Here is a 17,031-nt window from a genome sequence, read left to right as displayed (position 1 = left end):
ATTTATACAGCCGCGAGCTTAAAGGCGAAATTTAGCAAAAAGCGTTAAAATTCCAAGCATCACAAGGAGCAAAAATGAAAATTTTAAAAAGCACGAAGGCAAATTTCAAAGAGGAGTTTGCAAGGCTGGTGCGCCGCGGCGAGACGGATATGAGATCGGTAATGCCCGTCGTAAGCGGTATCATCGAAGATATCAGAGAGCGCGGCGATGAGGCGCTAGCTGAACAGATTGAGAAATTTGACAGATGGCGCGTGCAGGGCGATCTGGCTATCACGCAAGAGCAGATGAGTCTCGCGTATGAAGGCTTAACCGCAGAGCTAAAAAACGCGCTACAAGTCGCATACGAGCGCATCTACGCCTATCACGAAAAGCAGCTTGAGAGAAGCTGGTTTAGCTTCGATCCAAGCGGCGCGATGCTCGGGCAAAAGATCACGCCGGTAGATCGCGCGGGGCTATATATCCCGGGGGGCAAGGCAGCGTATCCGAGCTCGCTTCTGATGAACGCGATCCCCGCAATCGTCGCGGGCGTGGAGGATATCAGCGTCTGCACCCCCGCCGTGGGCGGCGTCGTAAACGAGCTACTGCTCGCGGCGATGCATGTGCTGGGGATCAAAAAGGCCTACAAGGTGGGCGGCGCAAGCGCGATCGCGGCGATGGCATACGGTACGCGCACGATCGGCAAGGTTGACGTCATCACGGGCCCCGGGAATATCTTCGTCGCAACCGCTAAAAAGCTCGTGTTCGGCGATGTAAATATCGATATGATCGCGGGTCCTAGCGAAGTGGGCATCATCGCAAACGCCGCGGCAAATCCGCGCAATATCGCCGTGGATCTACTCAGCCAAGCCGAGCACGACGAGATCGCGAGCAGCTTTTTGATAAGCGACGATGAAAAATTCGCTCTTGCCGTCGCTGAACATATCGAGCAGCAGCTTCCTACGCTCGCGCGTGAGCCGATCGCTCGCGCCAGCATCCAAAACAAGGGCGCGATCATCATCGCACGCGATATGAACGAGTGCGTGGAGCTGATGAACGAGCTTGCGGTCGAGCACCTCGAGATCGCGACCGAGAACGCCTACGAGCTGCTTCCGCGCATACGCCACGCAGGCGCGATATTTTTGGGCCACTACACGCCCGAGGCGATGGGCGATTACCTCGCAGGCCCTAACCACACGCTGCCGACCGGCGGAAGCGCTCGATTTTTCTCGCCTTTGGGGGTTTATAATTTCATCAAACGAAGCTCGATCATAGCGCTAAATAAACGCGCCATAGACGAGCTAGGCGGCGCGTGCATGGCGCTAGCGGATGCAGAGGGGCTCGGCGCGCACAAAAAATCGGTGCAGATTAGATTTGAAGAGAAGTGATTTTGCGGCAGTAACGAAATTACGAAATGAAATTTTAAAAAAAGCGGCTAAGGGCTTAAAATTTGCCCGCATGTAGCTTAAAGCGGTTTGCATGCAGCTTAAAAATTGCGAAGCGAAATTTTAAAAAGCACCGGCGGAAGTTGCGAAATCGCGAGCTTAAATTTTAAAATTTAAAGACGAGTTAAATTTTAAAAAATGTAAGCGTCGCGGTGAGAGTGAAATTTTAGAATTTCAAAAGCGCTATAAATTTAAAAAAACAGCCGTATTTGATTAAAATTTAAGGCAAATTTACTAAGCGAAATGATATACTTTCGCTGATTTTTTACAAGGAGAGAAAAATGGAAAAATCACTTTTAGTTTTGGCTAGTTTTGGCTTTGCGCTAAGTCTTAGCGCCGCAGATCTTTCAGATAGCTGCAAAGAGTACTTCGCAGATCTTGATAAGATGGTTGATACCTACAAACAAGCGGGTCAAGAGCAGCAGGTCAAGATGTATGAGGATCAAAAAAAGCAGTCTATGGATCAGATCAGCGCACTTCCTAAGGAGCAGCAAGAGGCCACTTGCAAACAAGCTAAAGAGATATTTAAGCAGATGATGGATCAGATGAAACAACAAGGCGCTATGAAATAAGCACCTTTGCGGGCACGATGATGCCTTCTTCAGTCGCGGCGATGCGATATCGTCGCGATTAATTCTTTTTAAACTCACACTTTTATTTTAAAAATTTTTAAATTTTAAAATTTGGATGTTTTATCCTCGTTGCTTTCGGGGCTTGCTAAGAATTTCAGATTTGATATTTAGCTTATTGCAGGAAGTCAAAACCAATAAAGCGCTCTCGTCGTTAAAATGCTCCGTAAGGCGACGCATCTTAGTGGGACGCTGCGGTGCACCAAAGATTTACGAGCCGTTTTGGCGCAGCTCGAAACAGTGCCTTATCAATATGATGAATTCGAGGCTCGGTCTAAGCGTTATTTTATCGCGATTTGAAATAGCTGGGCTCATAGATAGAGCAAATTCGTGTCTCAGTTTGCGGCTCTGCTTATGAATTTACGGCTTTACGACCAAAAACATCTCGCAAGATCGCCTTGGATTTTAATCCTTAGTAACGATCGCGCCGTTTTTTATTTCGTGCACGCAGGCATTTCTGTGCAGCTCCTTACCGCCATCTAAAGTATAGTAGTGCGTTGTTACTGTACAGCGTAAATCGGCGTCGATGACGAACTCCTGCTTGGCGCGCATCGGCGGCTTGCTTTTACCGCAGTGCACGTAATCGGCGTAAATTTCGCGACAATCACTTATACGAAATGCGTTGTTTAAAAGGCACATAAAAATATATTCGTGCCCGTGCTTGCTATCTTGGAAATCCCCCAGATAAAGCCTTAGCAGAATTGTTTTGGCGCTCTTTTTTGGCAAACGACAAGCCCTTATGTCTTTGATCCTCTCCCAATACGCGCTTAGATTGTCGATTAAAAAATTCTCCTTTGCGAACGAAAACAGCTCATTTTTATCAAGTAAATTTTTATCGATAGCCGCTAAGGGCGAAATTTCTCCCGGATAGCGCATTGGTAGTTGCGCGATCGGTAGATCGTCGTAAATATCTTTCATACTCTGATAAATCTCCGGTCGCGGCGCATCGTCTTCCTTGACTGCGGCATTTTCCAAGCCGCATAGCGCAAGTAGGCACAGCAAAAATATCCACACCTTCTTCATAACATTCCCTCCTCGTTTCGGTCGTGACCTCTTTGCTTCTGATCATACTGCAAATTTTAAAGCCTTAATATGAAGAAAAAAAGATCAAAAATCAAAGCGCCCTTTTTACAACCAACTCTCGCGCTGTCTTTTTCTGCCCTTGCTTTTGGATTAATTTAATCCGAGTTTTCTTCTTGTGTGAAACGGACGATGCGCGGCTATTCGTCTTCCGTAGCCTCTTCGGTGAAGCTAACGATGCGCGGCGCTGCGATGCGCGCGTAATCCCGCGCGTTTAAAATGATCGAGTGATCGAGCAAGCCCGCGTTGAAAGCGATCTCATCAAAGCGTCCGAACAGCGACGGATCGACGATTAGCAGCAGTTTGTCGTGGAAGCTAAACGGCGGCACCGAGCCGATGACGCAGTCCGTGAGATCGCCCACTTCATCGGAGCTTACGAGCGATGCTTTCGTGCCGCCGAGCCCCTCTGCCAAGCGCTTTAGATCGGTTTTATGATCGGCTGCGAAGACCGCTAGGACGTAAATTCTGCCGTTTCTACCCGCGGGTTTGTCGCTAGGAAGCTTCAGCTGCTGCGGTACGTTTGCGCAGATTTGATCGGCGGTTAAAGCTAAATTTCCCGCGCAGGCGCCGTTTTCGCAGCCTTGAGCGCTCACAAGGGCGGAAGCGTCGAGATTTTGCGCGTCATCGGCGCTTGCTAAATTTAAATTTTGCGAAAAAGAAATTTGCCCATCCTTAAAGCCCTTGATCGTGCAAACCAGCGCCTTTGCGCCTTGTCCTAGCTGCGTGCCGCGGATTTTGGCGACTTCGGCGGAGGTGCCCGCGCTTTCGTGAGCTATGACGCGGAAGCGCGCCCCCTGCTGCGTCAAAAGCTCTTTTAAGCTTTCAAAAATTCTCTCTGACATGCTCTCTCCTTATTTTTGCAAAATTATACTGAAATTTTAACCAAACGACCCATTGATGCCGAAATTCCATTCTTCTCCGTAGAAAATTTGTCTTGCGCCGTAGAATTTATCTCGCCTGCGCACAAACCTATTGCGCGATGAAAGATCCATTGCGCGGCAGATGTGTCGTAGAATTCCGCCACGCATAAGCTCGGTCCGCCCTGCTTCTTGCGAAATTATTTCATCTTGCGGATTTTAGGCTCTTTGCTCTCTATGAGTTCGTAAATTTTAAGCTCGACCTTAACGTCTTTGGGCGCTAAAATTCTAATTTCGCCGCCATCGTAGGCGAATGGATGCGTGAGCTCATAATAGACCCATTTTTTTTGCTTCTCGGTTTTGCACAGCATCAGCGTTTGAGCAAGCTCGTTGCCGCCGCTAAACTCGTAATAAAGCCCGTCCGCGCCCTCTTTTTGCTCTATTTTGCCGCCGATCAGATACGCGTCGTTGCAGTCGGCTTTGATCTCTTTTGAAAAGACCGCTTCGACCTTAAACTGCTGCGGCGGCATCTTTGACGGCGTTAGCTCAAAGACGTTTAGCTGCTTTTGCGCCTCGCCGCCGAACAAAAACAGTGGCAACAAAAAGAAAAATACGCTTTTTCTCATTTTTTACTCCTTAAAAAGATATTTTTATTTAAAATTTTAGCAAAATTTTCACTCATTAAACTGAAATTTCAATCGACTTTGTTTTTATCTATAGCAGATGATGTCTTTTAACGCCTCCGTCTCTGATTTTAACGCCTCGCTATCGGTTTTTTGCGCGGAGCTATTTTTGTTCGCTAAATTTTTGCTAGAGCCTTGCGGCAAGGGTTTTTCCCGCGAGTTTAAAGCCTTGACGGCGTCGCGCGAAATTTCGCCCTGCGTCTGCACGGTGGAAATTTCGCCGCTAGCTCCGTCTGCATTGCTCGCGTGGCGGCTTAGCACGCTTTTGACGCTTATCTTTTCGCCTGCGTAAAACGCCTCGCAAAGCCCGCCTTGCGCCTCATAGTCGGTTACTTTGACGCTGCCTTCTTGAAATTTATAAAATTTCACCCGTTTCGCTCTGCGCAGCTCTTCGTCTCCGTCCCATACGTCGCTCTGCGCGTCGAGACCCGCGAGCGCGAATGCGCCATCTGCCGCCTTATACATATCGCCGAGCCTTATCGGTATGCGTTCGCCGCTCTTTTTGGTAAGCACGAAGCCGATCTTTTCGCCATCTTTTGGGTGCGGGCGGAACCGCTTGGAGAAAAACGCCGTGAAAAATGCGACCTCCTTGATCTCGCCGTCGGTGCCTAGGTATCTCGTCCAGCCTTCTTCGGGCACGTCGATCTCAGCGACGTCTCGCCCGTCTTTTGCGCCGCATTTTAAGCCCGCGCACCCGCTCGTCTGCTTCGCAGCCGAACATCATCGCGTCGCTATCTGAAATTTTAACGATATAAGGCTCGTTCATGAGGCTTTTCTAAATTTTATTGCGGCTCGCATTTGCCGTAAACCCACTCGCGAGTTTCGTTTAGCTTAAACTCGCCGTCCTTTAGAAAATACTGCTTGCTGCTTTTGATCGCGTTTTCGCCCGCGGCTATGTAGTCACCGATGAAGCCGCGATCCAGGACGTCGTGCGCTAAAATGTCTCGCTCAAAGACGTTTTGCGTCTTTTGCGTTTCGTGCCATTTGCCGTTCTCATCAGGCTCGCGCAGGATGATCGAGATGTTATTGCCCGCTTCGTCGTAGTCGTAGATGTACTCGTACTGCTTGCCATCGGAGGCCGTGCGATTTTTTATCACGTTGCCGCGCGCGTCGTAGCTAAGCTCGTTTTCAAACACGACCTCCCAGCGTTGCGATTCCTCGCGCCAAAGCACGGTTTGCTCGCGTAGCGGTCTGCTTTCATCGGTCTCCTCGTGCACGTTTTTGTAGTACTCCCTCCACTCGCCTTTTGCGGCATCCCAGCGCGATCTTAGCTCGCTAAAGCGCCTATACTTAGGCTCGATTTTGCGCAAGATCTTTTCATCGCGCTGCCATGTGTCGTCCTTCCATATAAAATTTATCTCGCTGCGCGTCCCGTCCGCCGCCGTAAAGACGGTGTGTTTTGTAAGCGGTACCCATTTGCCGCGCCACGCGTAGCCTTCGGAGCCCGCGTAAGCGTCGCCGTTGTAGTGATATATAGATTTTTCGTACGGCACCCATTTTTTCGCTTTGGCGCTCCATTCATAGGTCGCTACGAAATTGTTTCTGTCGTTTTCGTCGACAATTCTTTTAGTAAGGTGTGTCGGCGTCCATCTGCCCTTTTTTAGCGTGAAATTTTGTAAAATTTCCGTTTTACCCTCGCGCTTTTCGACGGCTTTTTCACCCTCGTATGGCTTGCCGTCCTTTTGCAGACTAAAATAAATTTTCGAGCCGTCCTTTGCGATCTCCTGCTTGCTCATCGCCGTTTCGCGAAATTTGTTTGTATCCGCGTCCCAGTCGTATTCGACATTTTCGATCTCGCGCTCGCCGCTTTCGTCAAATTTGCTAAAGCTTTTCGATACGGACGCTCCCTCTTTGCTGCTCTTTTTGTAGATTTTTTCTAGGCGGTGGGTTTTGGCATCGTAGTTTTGGCTCACTTCATATTCGTAGCGCGGCACGGCGCCGCCCTCTGTTTTGTAGCTCGTTTTTTGTAGGCAAATTTTATCCGCCGCCGCGTGTTTTGCTGCCGTCTCGGTCGCGCCCGCAGGCACAGCGAGAGCTAACGTCGCCGCCAAAATAGAGCCTGCCAAAACTGCCGTCCGCGCCCCAAAAGCGTCCGTCGAAATAACCGCTCGCGCCTTTAAATTTGCCGCTGCAAAATCTGCCACACCCTCGGGTGAAATTTTAAAAACACCTCTCATGACCGCTCCTTTTATCTAAATTTTAAATCGCGTTTATCGCTTTATATCCTCGCTCGAAAAAGCTCTCTCGCCTTCGTAAATTTTCTCATAACGGCTTAGCTTGCCCTCTTTGAAATAGCCGATGAAATAGCTCGCCGATTTTTCGGCTTGATCTTGCGAAATTTCATCGTAGAGATAGACGGAGCCCTTTGATTTTTGTTTGTGTAGGCACGAACAGCTGCGAAAATAGCGCTTTTTGATTTTAAAATTTTTTGCCTCGTCGCTTTGCTTGTCTGCGTGCTTTGTTGCGCTTATTTCGCTACTTTGCTTGCCTGCGGGCGTCTGGTCATCTCTTTCGCCGCTCCCTATCGTCTGTTTTTGTCCGCTTGCCGCGCCGCGATCTTGCGCTTCTACGGCGCCGAAACAGATACTCGCCGAAATTAAAGCCGAAATAGCCGCCCTTGCCGCTCTGATTAAAACCATTTTTTAACCTTTCCTTTTGCCGCCGTTGCGTGCGGACCTGCCGCGGCGTAGGATTAAATTTTAAAATTTACGCGGCGCGCAAATACTCCCGCGCTAGCTAAATTTAACCGCATAGCTTGCGCGACGCCGCGTCTGCATAAAATAGCGCCGCGCCTGCTAAATTTAACCGCGACGTTCGCGTAAGGCCGCGCAGATAAAATTTAGCCGCGAAATTTTATCTGCGCATCTTCAAACGCTACTTTATCTTTTTATATTTCCACATCTTTTCCGTTATGAGCTCAGATTTGCCGTCTTTAATCTTAAATTCCTTAAAGCTCGTTATCGCGTAGATACTAGGCATCTCAAACATCATCAGCGCGGCTCCGTATCCCACGCTATCAGCCGGGATTTGGGTATCGTAAGTGGTCTCCGAGCGCCCCGTTTGCACCCATTTGCCGCTCGCGTCAAGCTTGTAGATATCCATCGCGGTATTGCTGCCGCGCTCGTCATAGCTATAGACGTATTTGCCGCTACTGGAATTTGATTCGTAGCTTTGCTCAAGCGGGCGCTCGCCCGATTTATCGTAAATTTCGCCGTTTGAGTAGCTTTTGACCCACTCTTTAAGCCGCTCGTCCCACAGATACGAGGTTATATTAAGATCCGCCCCCTTCTTGATAACGGTTTGTTTGCTCATATTATCCCACGCGCCCTTCTCGTCGTTCCAGATGAAGCTCGTAACGATCCCCTCGCCCTTCGCGGCATCAAGCTCGTGCTTACTCATCGTCGCGTTTTGCCACGCGCCGTCCTTAAAGGTGCTGCGGATCTGCTCGTAGCTGCCGTTTCGATCGCCGTTAAGCATCTCTCGCTCGCTGTTTTGCCACGCGCCGTTTACAAACTCGTAGCTCACGTATCCGCTCATCTCTCCTACGGCGTCGTAGAAAATTTCGGTCTTATCTTTGGGCTGCCAGCTCTTGCCGTCCCATTTGAAGCTTATCGTAAGCTCCTCCTTATCCCACGCGTTTTTTACGGATCTGTTCATGCTATCTTTCTGCCATTTGCCCTTTACAAACTTATATCGCACGTCCTCGGTCGCGTTGCCGTCGTAGCTGGAGACGGTTTTGCTCGCATTGCGCGTGCCGTCATCTGCTATCGAATTGCTCTCGCGCGTCGTGACATTACCCTTTATGCTTTCCGTGTAGTCTTCTATTTTTTTCCACTTGCCGCTTTTAAGATCGAGGTTAAATACTTCAAATTTAACCATATTCCCCTTTTCGTCAAAGTAGCTGATCTCTTTGTAGCTAGAGCCTAGGCCGTCCGAGGAGTTCGTATCTCTTATCTGCTCCAGCTTGCGCGCCGCCGCGTCGTAGCTTAGGTGCGTGCTCTCCTTGCGCTCCCCGAGTGAGCTGTAGCTCATACTTTGCACTATATACTCATACTCCTTGGCAAACGCCGCCGCACAGAGCAGCGCAAGTATCGTAGCGAGCTTTTTCATCCTCTCTCCTTGGAAAAATTTTGATAATTATATAATGTTCGTATATAAAAACGGATAAAATTTCACCGCGTGGCTAAATTTAAAAAACTTCGATTTTTAGGCGGTAGCGGTGGAATTTTACGTCGCCGAAGCGCCGGTTTTACTCAAATATGTGGCGCAAATTTTACGCAAGCCGCCAGGGACGCCTTTGGGTGAAATTTAAGAGAAATTTCTATAAAATTTCGGCTCAAATTACATTAAGGAGCGCTTATGGGATACGTTTATTTGGGGCTTGCTATAGTTTTGGAGCTAGCGGGGACCAACTGTATGAAGCTCTCGGACGGATTTAGTAAGCTGAATTATTCTCTAGCCACGCTAGCGGCATACGGCGCGTGCTTTTATTTTTTAGCGCTTGCGCTAAAAACGGTAAAGCTTAGCGTCGCTTACGCTACGTGGGGCGGGCTCGGCATAGTATTAGCATCGCTGCTTTCGGTGTTTTACTTCCACGAAAAGCTCTCTGTGCCCGCGATATGCGGCATAGCGCTCATCGTGATAGGCACGGCGATGTGTAATTTCTTCGGCGCAGGACACTAAGACGGCGCGTTTAAATTTAGCCTCCGATCTAACTATCGCTACTGCAAAAGCGGCGCGAGCCTCAGCCGTCTGCGTAAATTTTAAAATTTTATAAATTTACCGCCTCGCCTCGCTGCCGCGCTATGTCCGTGCCGAATGTACCCGGCGGGAGCGGTAAAATTTTAACCGCCGCCTAATCTTACAAAAAATTCTTATCGATCAGGTCGTAGTTTTTATATAGCCTGCGCAGCTCGTCTCGCACCTCCATCAGCGCAAAGCCGAGCAGATTTTGCCCGCGCCACGCGCTCGGACGACTTGCGTTTTCGCTCTGCAGCCCAAGGCCGATACCACAAATTTTATCCAGCGGGCTGGTCTCAACTAAAATTTTATCTCCCGTCGCGAGCAAAAAGCGCATCATCGCGGGATTTTGCGTAAATTTATAGTAATTGCCGCTTAGCACGACGCTGTAGCGCACCTCGCCCCAGAGCCGCTCATCAAAGCCCCGCACTTGCCTGCCTAGCGCCTTCATCTGCTTTGCATCGCGGCTTTGCATTATCCGCGCCCGCGTCTGCTCGTCGCCGAATATTTGCGCCTTGCTCGCCATCATAAACTGCTCGGCGCAGGCATACTCATCGGCATCTACGGCAAAAGGCGAGCTCTGCCACTGCCCGAGGCAGGATTCATCCGCGGCCGCATCCGGCTTGTAGAAAAATAGAAATTCGTGCGCTTCGGAAGAATTTATTAATGAAGTTTTATCGTATTTCGCCGCTCCGCCTGCTCGCCAAAACGGCAAGCCCTCGCGGTAGAAATCGTCTATGTCGTCCGTAAGATCGCCTCTAAGCTCACCACACTCGCTAAATTTCAAATTTCGTGGCTCCGAGCAGCATCTGTCGCCGCCATGCGCTCATTTTCAGGCGTCTCGTTCAGCCCCTCCCAGCCGCCGTAGTGCCAAAAGCAAGGATAGGGGAAGGCCTGCGCATACGCTTTTTGCACCGCTTCATCCAGCCGCTCGAACCACTGCCAAAATTTAAATTTATAATCCTCTGCCGCGCCCATTCACCAGCCGAGCGAAAACTCGCTAAGAGCGGGGTATTTGATCCACGGCGGCGGCATCACGTTTTTTAAAATTTCGCTCACGCCTTTTCCTTAAATTTTATTTTGAAGCATAGTTTGAAATTTGCCTAAATTTAGCCTGCGAGCTGAAATTTAGGCAAAGTACGGCTAAGCTAGCCAAAGCTGACTAGGCGATAAACTTAGCCGCAAATTTAGTCGCAGAAACGCTCGTCGGTGCGGTATTTCTTACGCTCGGCGATGTAATCGGCTCTGTTTTTCGGATCGGCAAAATACTGCTTTTGCTTTTGCTGATCGGCTTTGAGCTTTTCTATCACTTCCTTTAGAGCCGCCTTGCGGTCGCTAGCCATGGGTGGGAATTTATCCGAAAATATCGCCTTATACGGATGATCCTTTACCCAATCGACCGCCTTTTCGACTATGATCTGCTGCTTGTCGATGTCGCAGAATGCGTAGGGGTTGATCACGTCGCCCGCAAGGTGCATGAAAGCGGAATTTGCCTCGACCGTCTCCATAAACATCGCGCCGCTGACGTCGATTACCGAGGCGAAGGAGATGAAGCGGTATTTGCCCGCGTAGAACCAAAACACCGCGTCGTCCTTAAGCCCCAGATCATAAGCGCGCGCAGCGACGGTCATCAGCGTGGTCGGAGCGACCATGTCCGGGGCGTCTTCGATGATTTTGATCGCTTTTTTTAGGCTCGGCACGTCGTTTTTCATCAACAGATCGTCGATCGGCTCGTAAACGTGCACGTATTCGGGCTTGCCCTCCTTAGCCGAATAAAACGGCGAAATATAGATGTCGATCGAAGTGATTTTTTCCACCTTGTCCTCGCCACCCTCGCCTTGGGCGCTCAAAGTCGCAGCCGCCGCCGCACACAGCAGCAGTGAGCGAAATTTTTTCATGGTCTCTCCTTCGGTTAAATTTTGTAAATTTGCTTCGTAATTATACCTTGAAATTTTAAGAGCGTGAGCTTGATTTTTAACGAATATATTTTTGCGGAATTTTAATTTTTGCGGCGGCTCTATTTTCTTTTTATTCGGCTTTATCGCGACGCTTTACGCGGCTAAATTTAAGCGCCGTTAGCTGCTAAATTTACATTTCAATCTAGCTCGCTCACGCAAATTTTATAAATTTTGGCGCCTTTTAAAAGAGCTAAATATTCGCCGTTCCCGTACGAGCTGTAGCTCTCATTTTTGTTATTTTTCGAGCCGTCTGCGCCGAGAAAATTTAGGCTGATTTTTCTGTAGAATTCTAGCGTTTCGCCTTTAAATTTAAACAAAAACAGCTCATCTTTGTCGTTATCGGCCCGATAAAACAGCACGCTTCGCTCATCCAGTGCGAAGTCGCGGCTCGCAAAAATATAATCGCTCTTTGAAAATTCTAGCTCGCACGTTTCGATAGCCGCGGAGCCCGGTTTATAAGAACTGATTTTTGGAGTATACGCCGTGGCTTGCCCGTCCTTGATACGCACGAAATCAAAACTACTGCAATAGTGCGCGTAGCACGCGCCGCCAAATAGATTTATCGCGTAGCAGTCGTGAATCCGGCTGAGGTCAAATCCATAGAGCTTTTCGCCCGCCTCGTTCCAAACGGCGAGTTCGCACTCGTCTCTGCCGAAGTTGCCGAAGAGCCCGTCGCCAAAATATGAAACGTAGAGCCGCCCGCCCTGCGCTATGATCTTTGCTATGCCGTCGCCCACGTAAATTTTGCCCGTCTGGGTGCCCAGCTCATCGATAAATTTTAAATTTTCCTCGCCGCGTTTTAGTTTCTCATTGTAGCGCGAGCGAGCGTTTAGCAACGCCCAACGGTTTGGAAAATCCACGGACACGGCGAAGTGGTAGCCGTTTTCGTCCGCGCCGGTTTTTATCTCGCGCAGCCGCCCATCTTGCATAAATTTTATGACGTATTCGCCCGCATCCTCGCATAGAAAATATATCTCGCCGCGCTCGGTGATGCCGATGCTGACGAGCTCTCGCGCCTCTTTTTGCGTTAGTTCGTAGCAAGGGGTTAAATTTAACCGCGATTCTTTGATTTTAATGGACTTTGACATTTTGATTTTTTAAATTTTACCGCTAAAGCCCGTTTCTGCCGCGTCGCGGTAGAAATCTATCTGATCTTTTTTGATGATGCGGATGTAGTCGGTGCTGCCGGGATGGCCGCTTTGAAAGCCTGCCGTCATCACGTAGGTGCCGCCTTCTTCGATGAGCCCGCGCTGCAGAGCCTCGCTTATGATACGTGCGAGCAGCGAGTTGATGCTCGTTTTTTCCTTAACCATCGCTGGATTTACGCCCCACACGAGACTTAGCGCGTGCGCGGTCTGCTCGTCGTGCGCGATTGCGATGATGTCGATTTTAGCGCGGTTGCGTGCGAGTTTTATCGCCGAGCGCCCCGAGCCCGTGATCGAAAGTATCGCGTCCGCGCCCAGCCTTGCGGCAAGCGCTGCTGTGCTTGAAGTGATCATATCAGTCTCGTCGTAGAAATCGTAATCGTTAAATTTGTCGTAAGGATAGATCTTTTCGGTCTCGCGGATTGTCTCGCTCATCGCGGCGACCACGGCTGCGGGGTTTTTGCCGATGGCGCTTTCCTCGCTTAGCATTACGGCGTCGGTGCCGTCGAGCACGGCGTTTGCGACGTCGCTGATCTCGGCTCTGGTGGCGCGCTCGTGCTCGGTCATGCTAAGCATCATCTGCGTGGCGGTGATGACGGGCTTTGAGCGGGCGTTGGCTAACGCGATGATGCGCTTTTGGATACGCGGGATCTCATAAAACGGCATCTCAATGCCCAGATCTCCGCGCGCAACCATTATGCCGTCGCTTGCTTCGATGATCTTTTCAATATTTTCGACCGCATCGAATTTCTCGATTTTGGCGTAAATTTTAGCTTTTGAACCCAGAGAGTTTAAAATTTCGCGCACGCGCAGGATGTCGTTTTGCGACTGCACGAAGGAGATACCTACGAAATTTACGCCGTGCGCCGCGCCCCAGCGCAGATCCTCAAGGTCCTTTTGCGTGATAACGTCGATATTTAGGCGGGTATTTGGGAAGTTCACCCCCTTATTTGAGCTTAAAAAGCCGTCGTTTTCGAGCACCGCTTGCACGCCTTGCTCGCTTACCGCGACTACCTTGGCGCGGATCGAGCCGTCGTAGAGGTAGATAAACTCGCCCGCCTTCATCAGAGGCAAAATTTCGGGGTGGTTGATACACAGCTCGTATTCGCCTTCCGCGGTCTTTTTGCCGATCATTTCGTGAGGAAGGAAGGTGATTTTATCGCCCGTTTTTAATTTAAAATTTTCCTCTAGTTTGCCGACGCGGATCTTTGGGCCGCTGATGTCCTGAAAGACGCCTATTCGTACGCCCAGGCTCTTTTCTACGGCGCGAATTTTGTTTAAATTTACCTCGTGATACTCGTGCGTGCCGTGGCTGAAGTTCATCCTAAAGGCGTTGCAGCCCGCCTTTACCATCGCGCTCATCATCTCTTCGCCATCGCTTGCGGGCCCGATGGTCGCTAGGATTTTGGTTTTTTTAAGCATCTTTTCTCCTTTAAATTTAAAATTTATCGCCGCATTAGGCGAAATTTTGCGCAAAATTTTGAAATTTCTAAATTTTAAAATTCTACAGGCAGGTGGGAATTTTAAAATTCTACTTCACGGCTTTACGGCGAAATTTTAAAATTTCATAGCTCGCAGTGCAGGTTAAATTCTAAAAATTCGCGTTTGAATGAAATTTTAAAACTCTTTATATATGTGAAGCGCGAGCAAAATTCTAAAATCCTCGCCGAAGTAAAATTTCAAAATTCTTGCCCGAGCGAAATTAAAAATTCCTCTTTATTGCATCATTTCCGCGTCAAATTTTGCATCATCAAAGCTCACTCCCAAATATTCGCAGGCACCTTTTGCGTCGCGAAGCGCGTTGCCCAGGCAGCTCGTAGCGCCGGGGCTTGGGGTCATATTAAAGATAATCCCCGGATTTTCGCCTATTCTAGCTTCGCCTAAAATCAGCTTTTTTTGCGAGTGTGAGATTACTTGTGGGCGCACGCCGCCAAAGCCCTTGGCATAGTAAATATCCTCCTCGCGGATGCTAGGTATGATCTTGCGCGCATTTTTGATGAAAAGCTTTTTGCCTAAAATCGGTATCTCAAAGCCTATATTGCGGATTAAGAAGTCCCTTACCTCGCTATCGCCAAAATTTTGCCAAATGACCTTGGCTACGTCCATGTCAAAATTTAATGATTGAAAAAATTCCGGCACCGAACGACAGCCCTTGTAGCGCTCGAGCTTTGGCATCGTAAGCGCGGTAGGGCCAAATCTCGTGCAGTCGCCTGCGAGCAAATCCGGATCGCCGTGAAGCGCGGCAAATGGAAGCTTTGGGTTTTGCATCATGTAAACCTTGCCATTTAGAAGTTTTTGCTTGGTTAGATAGAAGCTGCCCGCGATGCAAATCGTGCTGAGATCCTGCCCCAGCCCCATTTTGTGCGCTAGCCATAGCGAGTGAGCGCCTGCATCTACGACTACGAAATCAGCGCTTAGCGAGAGTCTATTTGCAGTGCGGATATAGAACTTATCGCCTACTTTAGTGATGTTTTGCACTTCGGTATTTAGGTGCAGATCGCAGGTTTTGCCCTCCACGTTTTTAGCGTTTTGCACAAAGGAATTCGCCATCGCGCCGTAATCGATCGTCGTGTAAACTCCCGATTGCACGCCCATTGCTACGATATCCTCCGCTCGCTCCTCACCGCGCCCGTCAAAAACTAGCTTGGGCTCGATTTTTTTGAGCTCTTCCTTGTCAAAAAGCTGCAGATACGGATAAAGCTCTTTAAATTTCTCAAAGCGGTCTTTAATTAGCTCTACCTCGCTTTCGCCCACGCCAAGAGCCATTTTCTGCCCCTGAAATAAAAATTTATTCTCATATCCGTGCTTTTGGCAATACTTCACGATCATATCCGCCTTGCGCTTGACTTCGGTCGCTTTTTGTAGGTCGTAGTTAGTCTCGATATCGCCGCAATGAATCGTCTGGGAATTTGCGCTGGCTTTAGAATTTAGCGTCGCAAGTCCCTCGTATTTTTCAAGTAGAGCGATATTTTTGATCCCGCTAAATTCTGCCAGTACATATGCTAGCGCGCTGCCCGTGATACCGCCGCCTATGATGATTACTTCGTAATGTTTTTCTTGCATGCCCTTTCCTTATCGAATTTGGCTACAATTGTGCGAAAATTTCGCTTAAAAGCTAGTTATAAAAGCGTGAATTTAGATGATTTTATATAAAATTCGCACCATTTCATTTTGGGAGTAGTATATGAAAAAATCGATTCTTGTCGGATTAAGTTTGATTATAGCCACGTCGCTGTGGGGCGCAGATAAGAAAGTTTATCGCCTTAAGCTAGCTCAGACTTACGAACTTAGTATGCCTATCGTAGGCGATGTCGCCAAGCGTATGGCAGATCTTGCAGATAGTATGTCTGATGGCAGGCTGAAAATCAGCATCGACGCGCCTAGCAAGCATAAAGCACCTTTTGCGATCTATGATATGGTCAAAAACGGACAATACGATTTAGGCTATACTGCGAGCTACTATTATAAAGGCAAGAATAGCGCGAATATGCTGTTTACGACGGTGCCTTTTGGTATGACGAAAGATGAGCAACACGCTTGGTATTACTTCGGTGGAGGCAAGGAACTAGCGGATAAATTCTATGCTAAAAGCAATCTAAAGGTCTTTAATATCCTAAATAGTGGCATGCAGATGGGTGGTTGGTTTAAAAAAGAGATTAATACGCTAGACGATTTAAAAGGGCTTAAATTTAGAATTCCAAGCTTTGGCGGGGAGGTTATGAGCCGCCTTGGCGTCGCAGTCGCTACGATACCGGTAGGTGAGCTATATATGGCGCTAGAGATGGGCACCATCGATGCGGTAGAGTGGGCAAGTCCTAGCTTTGATATACCTCTAGGCTTTCACAAGGTCGCAAATTACTATTATACGGGATGGCAAGAACCCGCTAGCGAGCAGCAGATAGTGATAAATCTACAAACTTGGCAGAAGCTTCCTAAGGATTTGCAAAATATCCTGGAAGCCTCTATCGCAAAGGCGCGCGAATACGCAGAAAACGAGACATTTTATAAAAACGTAATAATTTGGGACGAGATCAAAAAGAAATATCCAAACGTTCAGATTCGCTCTTTTTCGCCTGAAATTATGCGTGCGCTTCGCAAGGCGACGGATGAAATTCTAGCCGAAGAAAGCGAGAAGAATCCCGATTTCAAAGAGATTTGGGAGAGCCAAAAGGCGTTTTTAGCTAAAGCTAGAACGTGGACGAAGATGGGCGATTTTACATATATCGAAAAAACGGGCGATGTTGAAGCCGAGCAGAATTTTACCGCTTCAGTGAAAAAAATCTCTGTTCCTGAGCCCGTAAATAGCGCAGCCAGCGAGATAAATGCAAGCACTGCCGCACCAAAAAATGAGGATAATCAGACGAAGTAGTGCTTCATTTTTTAGCTGTGTTTTTATGCCGCGCGGCTAAACTAAGCGCCAGATAAAGGTGTATGCGGCTTAAATTTGATCGGCATTTAGGCAATTTAGGCAATTTTAGGCAATTTTAGGCAATTTTAGGCAATTTTAGGCAATTTTAG

At 48.6% G+C, this 17,031-nt stretch carries 17 protein-coding genes; 4 read left to right on the top strand and 13 right to left on the bottom strand.

Annotation, left to right across the window (positions count from 1 at the left end):
• Positions 1-74: 74 nt before the first annotated feature.
• On the top strand, positions 75-1,364 hold the full coding sequence (hisD, locus tag Q0323_RS10970) for a histidinol dehydrogenase (protein ID WP_298054464.1): 1,290 nt from the start codon (positions 75-77) through the stop codon (positions 1,362-1,364).
• A gap of 338 nt (positions 1,365-1,702) precedes the next feature.
• A complete protein-coding gene (locus Q0323_RS10965; RefSeq protein ID WP_298054463.1) occupies positions 1,703-1,993 on the top strand; it encodes a DUF5339 domain-containing protein in 291 nt (96 codons plus the stop codon).
• 462 nt (positions 1,994-2,455) lie between these two features.
• On the opposite strand, the gene Q0323_RS10960 is transcribed toward Q0323_RS10965, so the two are convergent.
• The 7 genes from Q0323_RS10960 to Q0323_RS10930 all read right to left on the bottom strand — a co-directional run bounded on the left by Q0323_RS10960 (position 2,456) and on the right by Q0323_RS10930 (position 8,780).
• Positions 2,456-3,073, bottom strand: a complete 618-nt coding sequence (locus tag Q0323_RS10960) for a hypothetical protein (RefSeq protein ID WP_298054460.1) — start codon at positions 3,071-3,073, stop codon at positions 2,456-2,458.
• A gap of 197 nt (positions 3,074-3,270) precedes the next feature.
• Positions 3,271-3,972, bottom strand: coding sequence for a YbaK/EbsC family protein (locus Q0323_RS10955; RefSeq protein ID WP_298054457.1), 702 nt, complete (start codon positions 3,970-3,972; stop codon positions 3,271-3,273).
• A gap of 215 nt (positions 3,973-4,187) precedes the next feature.
• A complete protein-coding gene (locus tag Q0323_RS10950) occupies positions 4,188-4,613 on the bottom strand; it encodes an ecotin family protein (protein ID WP_298054455.1) in 426 nt (141 codons plus the stop codon).
• 84 nt (positions 4,614-4,697) lie between these two features.
• Entirely contained in the window at positions 4,698-5,309 is a 612-nt protein-coding gene (locus tag Q0323_RS10945; protein WP_298054452.1) for a hypothetical protein, read from the bottom strand.
• A gap of 143 nt (positions 5,310-5,452) precedes the next feature.
• The gene (locus Q0323_RS10940) at positions 5,453-6,847 is read right to left on the bottom strand and encodes a hypothetical protein (protein WP_298054450.1); all 1,395 of its coding nucleotides are present in this window, start codon (positions 6,845-6,847) and stop codon (positions 5,453-5,455) included.
• 33 nt (positions 6,848-6,880) lie between these two features.
• Positions 6,881-7,309 carry a hypothetical protein gene (locus Q0323_RS10935; RefSeq protein ID WP_298054447.1) on the bottom strand — a complete coding sequence of 143 codons (429 nt, stop codon included), beginning with the start codon at positions 7,307-7,309 and terminating at the stop codon, positions 6,881-6,883.
• A 235-nt stretch (positions 7,310-7,544) separates the two neighbouring features.
• Complete coding sequence (locus Q0323_RS10930; protein ID WP_298054445.1) at positions 7,545-8,780, bottom strand: hypothetical protein; 1,236 nt, start codon at positions 8,778-8,780, stop codon at positions 7,545-7,547.
• Positions 8,781-9,029: 249 nt separating this feature from the next.
• On the opposite strand from Q0323_RS10930, the gene Q0323_RS10925 reads away from it, so the two are divergent.
• Positions 9,030-9,353: a multidrug efflux SMR transporter gene (locus tag Q0323_RS10925; protein ID WP_297881746.1), complete on the top strand. Its 324-nt coding sequence runs from the start codon at positions 9,030-9,032 to the stop codon at positions 9,351-9,353.
• A gap of 178 nt (positions 9,354-9,531) precedes the next feature.
• Here the strand turns inward: Q0323_RS10925 and Q0323_RS10920 are convergent, their stop codons facing one another.
• From Q0323_RS10920 to Q0323_RS10895, 6 genes are all read right to left on the bottom strand, one after another.
• Positions 9,532-10,197: an NADAR family protein gene (locus Q0323_RS10920; RefSeq protein ID WP_298054442.1), complete on the bottom strand. Its 666-nt coding sequence runs from the start codon at positions 10,195-10,197 to the stop codon at positions 9,532-9,534.
• Positions 10,194-10,388 (bottom strand): hypothetical protein, encoded by a 195-nt coding sequence (locus tag Q0323_RS10915; RefSeq protein WP_298054439.1) that lies wholly within the window; start codon positions 10,386-10,388, stop codon positions 10,194-10,196. Before Q0323_RS10915 ends, Q0323_RS10920 begins: the two co-directional genes overlap by 4 nt.
• A 209-nt stretch (positions 10,389-10,597) precedes the next feature.
• On the bottom strand, positions 10,598-11,308 hold the full coding sequence (locus Q0323_RS10910; RefSeq protein ID WP_298054437.1) for a cytochrome-c oxidase: 711 nt from the start codon (positions 11,306-11,308) through the stop codon (positions 10,598-10,600).
• 197 nt (positions 11,309-11,505) lie between these two features.
• A complete protein-coding gene (locus Q0323_RS10905) occupies positions 11,506-12,456 on the bottom strand; it encodes a hypothetical protein (protein ID WP_298054434.1) in 951 nt (316 codons plus the stop codon).
• Positions 12,457-12,465: 9 nt separating this feature from the next.
• A complete protein-coding gene (gene pyk / locus Q0323_RS10900; RefSeq protein ID WP_298054430.1) occupies positions 12,466-13,935 on the bottom strand; it encodes a pyruvate kinase in 1,470 nt (489 codons plus the stop codon).
• Positions 13,936-14,229: 294 nt separating this feature from the next.
• On the bottom strand, positions 14,230-15,576 hold the full coding sequence (locus tag Q0323_RS10895; RefSeq protein ID WP_298054428.1) for an FAD-dependent oxidoreductase: 1,347 nt from the start codon (positions 15,574-15,576) through the stop codon (positions 14,230-14,232).
• A gap of 121 nt (positions 15,577-15,697) precedes the next feature.
• Between Q0323_RS10895 and dctP the strand changes: the two genes are divergently transcribed.
• Complete coding sequence (gene dctP / locus Q0323_RS10890) at positions 15,698-16,882, top strand: TRAP transporter substrate-binding protein (protein ID WP_005871786.1); 1,185 nt, start codon at positions 15,698-15,700, stop codon at positions 16,880-16,882.
• Positions 16,883-17,031 lie beyond the last annotated feature (149 nt).

The sequence above is a fragment of the uncultured Campylobacter sp. genome (assembly GCF_938030145.1).
Classification (GTDB): Bacteria; Campylobacterota; Campylobacteria; order Campylobacterales; family Campylobacteraceae; genus Campylobacter_B.
Note: the sequence above shows the minus strand (reverse complement) of the source record. Positions and strands in the feature narration are given on the sequence as shown.